8 protein-coding genes are annotated in these 7,942 nt (G+C 51.5%); 6 read left to right on the forward strand and 2 right to left on the reverse strand.

The window, feature by feature from the left end; translation table 11 throughout:
- A partial coding sequence (gene gltX / locus ACXJJX_RS02455) for a glutamate--tRNA ligase (RefSeq protein WP_456431621.1) occupies positions 1-1,001 on the reverse strand: 1,001 nt, incomplete at its 3' end.
- A 4-nt stretch (positions 1,002-1,005) separates the two neighbouring features.
- The gene (gene amrB / locus ACXJJX_RS02460) at positions 1,006-1,818 is read right to left on the reverse strand and encodes an AmmeMemoRadiSam system protein B (RefSeq protein WP_456431623.1); all 813 of its coding nucleotides are present in this window, start codon (positions 1,816-1,818) and stop codon (positions 1,006-1,008) included.
- Positions 1,819-2,007: 189 nt separating this feature from the next.
- On the opposite strand from amrB, the gene ACXJJX_RS02465 reads away from it, so the two are divergent.
- The 6 genes from ACXJJX_RS02465 (at position 2,008) to ACXJJX_RS02490 (ending at position 7,898) form a co-directional block, all read left to right on the forward strand.
- Positions 2,008-3,039, forward strand: a complete 1,032-nt coding sequence (locus ACXJJX_RS02465; RefSeq protein ID WP_456431625.1) for a rod shape-determining protein — start codon at positions 2,008-2,010, stop codon at positions 3,037-3,039.
- A 7-nt stretch (positions 3,040-3,046) separates the two neighbouring features.
- On the forward strand, positions 3,047-3,889 hold the full coding sequence (gene mreC / locus ACXJJX_RS02470; protein ID WP_456431627.1) for a rod shape-determining protein MreC: 843 nt from the start codon (positions 3,047-3,049) through the stop codon (positions 3,887-3,889).
- A gap of 10 nt (positions 3,890-3,899) precedes the next feature.
- Positions 3,900-4,388, forward strand: a complete 489-nt coding sequence (gene mreD, locus ACXJJX_RS02475; RefSeq protein ID WP_456431629.1) for a rod shape-determining protein MreD — start codon at positions 3,900-3,902, stop codon at positions 4,386-4,388.
- Between the two features lie 7 nt (positions 4,389-4,395).
- Positions 4,396-6,255: a penicillin-binding protein 2 gene (mrdA, locus tag ACXJJX_RS02480; protein WP_456431631.1), complete on the forward strand. Its 1,860-nt coding sequence runs from the start codon at positions 4,396-4,398 to the stop codon at positions 6,253-6,255.
- Entirely contained in the window at positions 6,245-7,345 is a 1,101-nt protein-coding gene (gene rodA / locus ACXJJX_RS02485; RefSeq protein WP_456431633.1) for a rod shape-determining protein RodA, read from the forward strand. Before mrdA ends, rodA begins: the two co-directional genes overlap by 11 nt.
- A gap of 127 nt (positions 7,346-7,472) precedes the next feature.
- Entirely contained in the window at positions 7,473-7,898 is a 426-nt protein-coding gene (locus ACXJJX_RS02490) for a F0F1 ATP synthase subunit B family protein (RefSeq protein WP_456431635.1), read from the forward strand.
- Positions 7,899-7,942 lie beyond the last annotated feature (44 nt).

Here is a 7,942-nt window from a genome sequence, read left to right on the forward strand (position 1 = left end):
GGCTCCCTGATCCCCAGGCGGGCCAGAAAGGGGCGTACCAGCCGGGCCAGGCTTTCGACCGACTCTTCCTTGATATAATGAGCATTTAACCAGAGGAGTTTATCTGGATTGAAGACAGCTGCCGAGCGGCCGATATTCTCCAGGCTGAATTTCTCTATCAGCTCCTCCAGGCTGAAGATCTCCTGATCTCCATAAGACCACCCCAACCGTACCAGATAGTTGATCAGGGCCTGAGGCAGATATCCGGCCTCACGATAGGCCAGAACACTCATGGCCCCATGTCTTTTAGAGAGTCTGGTCCGGTCTGGCCCAAGGATCATAGGGACATGGGCAAATCTTGGAACAGAGGCCCCCAGGGCCTCAAAAAGGAGGATGTGTTTAGGTGTGTTGTTAAGATGGTCGTCTCCACGAATGACATGGGTAATCCCCATGGTCATGTCGTCTATTACCACAGCAAAGTGATAAGTGGGGATTCCATCGGAACGAAGGATAATAAAATCGTCCAGCTCCTGATGATCAAAGGCCACCGGGCCTCTGATGAGGTCTTCCACTACGGTACTTCCCGTAGGAGGGATTCGGAAGCGAACCACCCTCCCTGGCCCCGGGCCAAGGCCTAGGTCCCGGCAGGCCCCGTCATATTTAGGTTTTCGTCCTTCAGCCAAAGCTTTTTCCCTCTTGGCCTCTAGTTCCTCAGGGCTACACCGACACCAGTAAGCCTTGCCTTCGGCTACTAGGCGCTCAATATGCTCCCGGTAAAGTTCAAGACGCTGGCTTTGGTAATAAGGGCCTTCATCCCAGTTAAGGCCCAGCCACTCCATGGCCTCCCGGATGGCCTGGGCGTATTCCGGCCGGGAGCGTTCGCGATCAGTGTCTTCAAAGCGCAAGACGAAGCTCCCCCCGTGATGGCGGGCAAAAAGCCAGTTGAAAAGAGCCGTCCTGGCCCCCCCTATATGGAGGTGACCGGTTGGGCTGGGTGGAAAACGGGTCTTTACTGTAGTCATAATTCTACTCCACGATCAAGCCAGCATAACCGACAACCTGGGCGTAGTCACCAGTGATGTCTCCTGAGGTGGCATAACGTATCAGTTCAGCCTTCCGGGCCCCCAGGGCCTTGGCGGCGATCAGGGCCACGGTTGTCGGGATTACTCCGCACATCGAAATACGGTTAGCCGCCACCGTTTCTAACAGGCCTCGGGGATCAAGGGCAAGTATCTTTTCGACGGCTAGGCCGTCTTTGGCCTTGGCTATTTCTTGAGATTCATAGTGAGTCATGTCAGTACTGGCGACAATGAGGACAGGCTGGGCCCAGGCTTTGATGGCTCGGGCTACAGCTAGGCCAATTTCCTCGCATTCTGGATAATGTAACCAGGAAAGACACAAGGGGACTATTTTTACTTCTGGCCGTAGGTATTGGATAAATGGAACCTGGACTTCTAGAGAATGTTCGTAAAGGTGGGCTCTGGGGTCGTCGGCGACAACTTGACTTTCTTCAAGGAGGAGTTCCGCCAAAGAGGAGTTTATCTCCACAGGGCCAAAAGGCATCTCCCAGCGTCCTTCGGCCATAAGGGCGGCCGGTTCCCCGAGTCCATGATGGTTGGGCCCAATGATGACTACATCTTCGGGAATGACGAGGCGAGAATAAACTGCTCCGGCCACCGGTCCAGAGTATATATAACCTGCATGGGGGCAGATCGCCGCCCGGGCCAGTCTTTGTCTGCCTGGCTCGAGATAGGCCTCGATCATCCGCCTCAAGGCAGAAGGGTCTGCTGGATAAAACTGGCCGGCTACAGCCGGATGCCGAACCATAGGTCTTCTCACTTAACACACCCCCTTTGGCCTAGGCAATAAAAGCGCTTGTATAGGCCCTATTCTTCTGGAAAAATGGGGTTTAATCCTTGTCAGGGCAAGGTCCATCTGGTAACTTACCTCCGCTTTAAAGCGACAATATTTAAGAAAAACAAAAAGATAAATCAGGCTTTAAGCCTGATGGGTAGGTGGTAACTAGCCATGATCCTTGATTCCCTTTTTGGTTGGCTTTCTACCGATATGGCCATTGATCTGGGTACGGCTAATACCCTGGTCTATGTTAAGGGAAAGGGCATTGTCCTTAGGGAACCTTCGGTGGTGGCTGTCAAAAAAGATGGTCGTAACAACAAGGTACTGGCCGTAGGCAAAGAAGCCAAGATGATGCTGGGTAAGACGCCGGGCAATATCATTGCCATCCGTCCCATGAAAGACGGGGTTATTGCCGACTTTGAGGTCACCGAGGCCATGCTTCGCTACTTTATTCGCAAGGTCCACAATCGACGAACCTTGGTGCGACCGAGAATTGTCATTAGTGTGCCTTCTGGAATTACCCAGGTGGAAAAGCGGGCGGTTAAGGAGAGTGCTGAGAGTGCTGGGGCCCGGGAGGTCTATCTCATAGAAGAGCCCATGGCAGCAGCTATTGGAGCTGGACTTCCCATTACCGAGCCTACGGCCAACATGGTAGTTGATATTGGTGGGGGTACCACGGAGGTAGCCGTAATCTCGCTGGCTGGCATTGTCTACAGTAAGTCGGTCCGGGTGGCTGGAGATAAGATGGATGAAGCCATTCTTCAATATATCAAACGCAAATACAACCTCCTCATCGGCGAACATACCGCCGAAAATATCAAAATCACCATCGGCAACGTTCTTCCGGAGGAGCCCTACGAGACAATGGACATTAAAGGCCGGGATCTTGTTACTGGAGTTCCAAAGACGATCACTATCGATGCCGGGGAGGTCAAGGAGGCCATCAAGGAGCAGGTGGAGACTATCCTGGAGACGGTCAAGGTGGCCCTTGAACAGACGCCTCCAGAGCTGGCTGCTGACATAGTAGATAAAGGTATTGTCCTTACTGGAGGTGGGGCCCTTTTGCGTAATCTGGATAAACTCATCCGTCAAGAGACCTCCCTTCCGGTGATTATTGCCGATGATCCCCTCTCTTCGGTGGTCCTGGGTTCTGGTAAAACACTAGATAATATTCACGTCTTAAGAGAAATTATGATCCAGTAGCTTTTTCGTGCGTGGGCGATCCTTTTGGGCCAGATGGCTTTTCCTCGGGGTGGCGGCCACCCTGGTATTTGCCCTAATCGGTCTGAGTGTCGAGCAGGGGCCTCGCTTTAGTTTTGCCCAGAAGATCCTTGTTGAAATCTTTGCCCCCGCAGAGAAGTTCCTCTCTCAAGGGATCTCTGGAGCGAAAGAGCTCCTTGAAGGCTATGTCCTTCTTGTCCACACCAAGCAAGAAAACGAAGCCCTCAAAAAGGAAGTCGCCAAGCTCAGGGCCCGGTTGGTGGAATATCGAGAGGCCCTCATTGCCAATGCCCGCCTGAAAAAACTTTTGGAGCTCAAGCAGAGCCTTCCCTACGCTTCGCTCTCGGCCCAGGTGGTCGGTAGAGATCCCTCTATGTGGTTTCGGAGTCTGATCATTGACCTTGGAGGAGATGAGGGGCTTGAGGAGGGGATGGCCGTCATCACTGTGGGGGGAGTAGTCGGTCAGATATTGGGGGTCACTCCCAACTATGCCAAGGTAATGTTGATAACTGATCCTAACAGTGCTGTCGATGTTGTCGTTCAGCGTTCAAGGGCCCGGGGCATCCTTCGGGGCCAGGGTTCAGAAACCTGTAATCTCGAATATGTAAGCATGGAGGCCGATGTCCGGGAGGGAGATCTCCTGATCACCTCTGGTCTTGATGGAATTTTTCCCAAGGGGCTTTTGGTGGGAATTGTCAAACGGGTATTACCTGACCGACAAGAGGGCCTCTTCCAGAGGGTTGAGGTCAGACCAGCTATCAATCTGGAGGATATCGAAGAAGTTTTGGTCATCCTGCGGAGAAGCAGTCTTGCGAACCAAGAGAGATTCTAGGAGAGAATTCTTGTTTTCCCTGCTGGTTATCCTGCTGGGGATCTTCCTTCTTGTTTTCTCTCTGGCATTTTTGTCTCGATTTTCCTGGTTGCGGATTGACTTTTATCTTCTGCTGGTGATTATCCTTGGTCTTTTTGATCTTCGAGGAGGAGGGCTCTTGATAGCCCTCCTCTGGGGGCTGCTTATGGACACCTTTTCTGGATATTTTCTGGGACCTCATATTATCACTTATCCTTTGGGGTTTTTCTTCGTTAGGGCCCTTCAGGCCAAATTCCTCTTTCGGCGGCCTCTGGAGGGGGTTCTTTTGACCTTCTGGGTAGTTCTCCTTCTGGAGGGTTTACTGATTTTTATTATCCGGTTTGTCTATGCAGGGGAGGTAGGGGAGGGCTTTTTTAGTCGCCTTCTTTACCAAGCGGTGGCCTTAGCCCTTCTTTTCCCGGTCTTCTGGAGCATCTTGAAAAAGATGCGCTTGGTTGTTGGGCTTGCAGAGGAACTCTAGGGCGGAAATGAAGCTTCGACGTTTTGAAGAATCAGACAATGGCGCCTTGAGAACCCGTTTCAACCTGGCCTACGGTCTGGTTTTGATTCTATTTTCGGTTCTTATCGTCAGGTTGTGGTTTCTGCAAATTCTCCACGGTCATGAATATCGTCTCAGGGCCGAGGAGAATCGCATCCGTCGAGTCCTCATTCCCCCCCCTCGAGGCAATATTATTGATCGTGAGGGCCGGCTTCTGGCAGGGGTGAGGCCTTGTTTTAACCTTTCGGTAATTCCTGAGGATGTAAAGGATATGGAGGCCCTTCTGAAGGAGATCTCTCGGCTTTCGGGAATAGATGAGGAACTCCTTCGTCAGAATTTGGCGGCCCAGAGACAGAGGGCTCCGTTTCGTCCGGTGATTTTGGCCCGAGACCTTGATCGCCAGACAGTGGCCCGGATCGAAGCCAGGCGCTACAAGCTACCGGGGATCTTCATCCAGGTGGAGCCTAAAAGATACTATCCTCACCGAAACACTGCTGCTCATCTTATAGGTTATCTCGGAGAGATAAGTCCTAAGGAGCTTCGGGATCCCCGTTTTGAAAAATATCGTCCAGGGGACCGCATTGGGCGTACAGGGATAGAAAGGGCCTTTGAACCCTGGCTTCATGGGGTAGAGGGAGAACGAAGGGTAGAGGTCGATGCCCACGGAAGAATTATTCAGGTAATCAAAGAGCTCCCTCCCCGACCTGGAAAGACCTTGGTTCTTTCTATAGATCTTGATCTTCAAAAGGTAGCTCAGTCAGTTTTCAAAGATCGGGCTGGGGCAGCCATTGTGATGGATGTAAAGACCGGCAGGCTCCTGGCCTTGGCCAGTAGTCCGTCATTTGATTTGGAAAAGATTTCTTCGGGGCTGAGTCCTCAGGAGTGGTTGGCTTTGGTGAATAATCCCTTGAGGCCCCTGGAGAACAAGGCCATTCAGGGGACTTATTCTCCAGGGTCCATCTTTAAGATCATTACTGCCGCTGCCGCCCTTGAGGAAGGGGCCGTCTCACCAGAAGCAAGGGTTTTCTGCCCAGGCTATTACCGGTTTGGTCGAAGGGCCTTCAGATGCTGGAAGCCAGGGGGGCATGGATGGGTGAATCTAGAGATGGCCATTGTGGAGTCCTGTGATGTCTATTTTTACCATCTTGGAGAACTGCTGGGGGCAGACGTTATGGCCCGCTATGCCCGGGCCTTTGGCCTGGGGCGGAAGACAGGCATCAAACTTTTCTCCGAAAAGACCGGGCTTGTCCCAGACACTTCTTGGAAGAAGAGGCGTTTTGGAGAAAGATGGCATGAGGGGGAAAGCCTCATTATGGCTATTGGTCAGGGATACACCCTTGTTACCCCCATCCAGATAGTAAGGATGATGGCTGCTGTGGCCAATGGGGGCCATCTTTATCGCCCCCTCTACTTACAGAGAGTCCTTGATCCTGAGGGCCGAGAAGTAGCCAGGGTGAGTGTGGAAGAAAACGGTCGCTTGGGTCTTTCTCAAGAGACTCTCAGGCGGATAAAGAAGGCCTTGATCGGGGTGGTTGAAGAAGGGACTGGAGAGGCCTCCAAAATGAAAGATATCTTGGTGGCTGGCAAAACCGGAACCGCTCAGGTCGTACGGATGGGTAAAAAACGGGTTAAAACTGAGGACCTTCCCTATGAATATCGGGATCATGCCTGGTTTGCTGCTTATGCTCCGGCTGATGCACCAGAGGTGGCCGTAGTGGTCTTGGTGGAGCACGGAGGCCACGGGGGAAGTGTGGCGGCTCCTTTGGTCAAGAGGATCCTTGAGGCCTATTTCCAGAAGAAAAAACCCCTTCCCTCTCCTAGGGGAGTAAAGATCGCCTATGTTCGATAAAAGGTATCTTTCTCACTTTGACTGGGTCTTGTTGGGAATCATCCTCCTTATTATGGCTCTGGGGGCCATCAATCTTTATAGCGCTTCCTCTACCTTGACCAAGGGAGGAGGCCTTTTTTATCTAAAACAGCTCAATTGGTATTTGATCAGTCTTGTTTTTATGCTTTTTCTCCTCTTTATTGATTACCGGTGGTTTTATAAATGGGCCCCGATCATTTATATTCTTTGTGTCGTCAGTTTGGTCCTGGTCCTTTTTATTGGCAAGGAGGTCGGAGGGGGACGGCGTTGGCTCTCCTTGGGGTTTGCCAATGTTCAGCCTTCAGAATTTGCCAAATTGGCCATTGTGATTGTCTTGGCCAGTTATTTTTACCGTCGGGATCCTGCAGAGGGCTACGGCTTTAAAGATCTGGTCATCCCCAGCCTTTTAGTGGCCCTGCCGGCAGGGCTTATTATGGAAGAGCCGGATTTGGGGACGGCCGGTCTTCTGATCCTGATCTACATTTCCATGCTTCTTTTAGTACGGATTCGTTGGCCGGTCCTTGTCTCCATGGCCGCCGGTGCTGTATTTTCCCTACCGTTTGTCTGGGCTAACTTGAAGCCTTACCAGCGTCGGCGGATAGAAGTCTTCTTGCGGCCGGAGCTCGATCCTTTAGGAAGTGGCTACCATGTAATTCAATCCAAGATTGCTGTGGGATCGGGGGGGCTACTTGGCAAAGGTTATCTTTCAGGAACCCAGAGCCGACTCAACTTCTTGCCCGAAAGACACACAGATTTTGCCTTTTCAGTCTTTGCTGAAGAGTGGGGTTTTCTTGGGGCTGTGGCCGTGGTTAGCCTATACCTTCTTCTCCTCCTAAGGGGCCTTTCTATCGCCGCCCGCTCCAAAGAGCGTTTCGGAAGCTTTTTGGCCTTTGGAATAGTGGCCATGGTTTTCTGGCAAGCAGTGATAAACATCGCCATGGTGGTAGGGATGATGCCGGTAGTCGGTGTTCCTTTGCCCCTATTTAGCTATGGGGGATCTTCTGTATTGACTACCATGATCGGGATTGGCCTTCTGCTTAACATTCGAATGCGGCGCTTTATGTTCCAATAGTCACAAAAAGTTGTCAAAATGACGGGAAAAAAGCCGTTGACACCGTTTTTAAAATGATGTAGAAGCTCCAAAGCATGAATGACCATTCAGTAAGGGGAGAGATTTTCGCTAGAACGAGAGGTTAAGGATGATATCACTTGATATAACTTTATGGGTACAGATTGTAAAAATTCTCATTCTCACCTTCATTCTTAATGCCATCCTTATTAAGCCTATCATGCGCATCCTCGGGCAGCGGGAGGAGCACTTTTCTGGCCTGGAGCAGGATATTCAGCGTTTTTCAGAAAGTGCGGAGCAACTTCTGGAGAACTACAATCGCCGTTTGGCCGAGGCCCGGACGGAGGCAGCCAAGAAGCGAGAGGAGCTGAAGGCTCAAGGTAAGCAGGAGGAGAAGAATATCCTTGATGCGGCCACCAAGGAGGCCGAGGCCAGGAAGGAGCAAATGCTCACGCAGGTGATGAAGGAGATAGAAGAGGTGCGCAAAGCCTTGCGGGAGCAGGTTGAGGGTTTTGCTGTTCAGATAGCTCACAAGCTCTTGGGGAGGAGCGTTTAATGAAGTCTATGAGGCCTCCGATTTGGTTGGCTATTTTTGTCTTG

The sequence above is a fragment of the Thermosulfuriphilus sp. genome (assembly GCF_054026695.1).

Bases quoted from the DNA above. Each gene is read 5' to 3' on its own strand.
- ACXJJX_RS02465 (WP_456431625.1), top strand. From the start codon at position 2,008: ATGATCCTTGATTCCCTTTTTGGTTGGCTTTCTACCGATATGGCCATT.
- mrdA (WP_456431631.1), top strand. From the start codon at position 4,396: ATGAAGCTTCGACGTTTTGAAGAATCAGACAATGGCGCCTTGAGAACC.
- rodA (WP_456431633.1), top strand. From the start codon at position 6,245: ATGTTCGATAAAAGGTATCTTTCTCACTTTGACTGGGTCTTGTTGGGA.
- ACXJJX_RS02490 (WP_456431635.1), top strand. From the start codon at position 7,473: ATGATATCACTTGATATAACTTTATGGGTACAGATTGTAAAAATTCTC.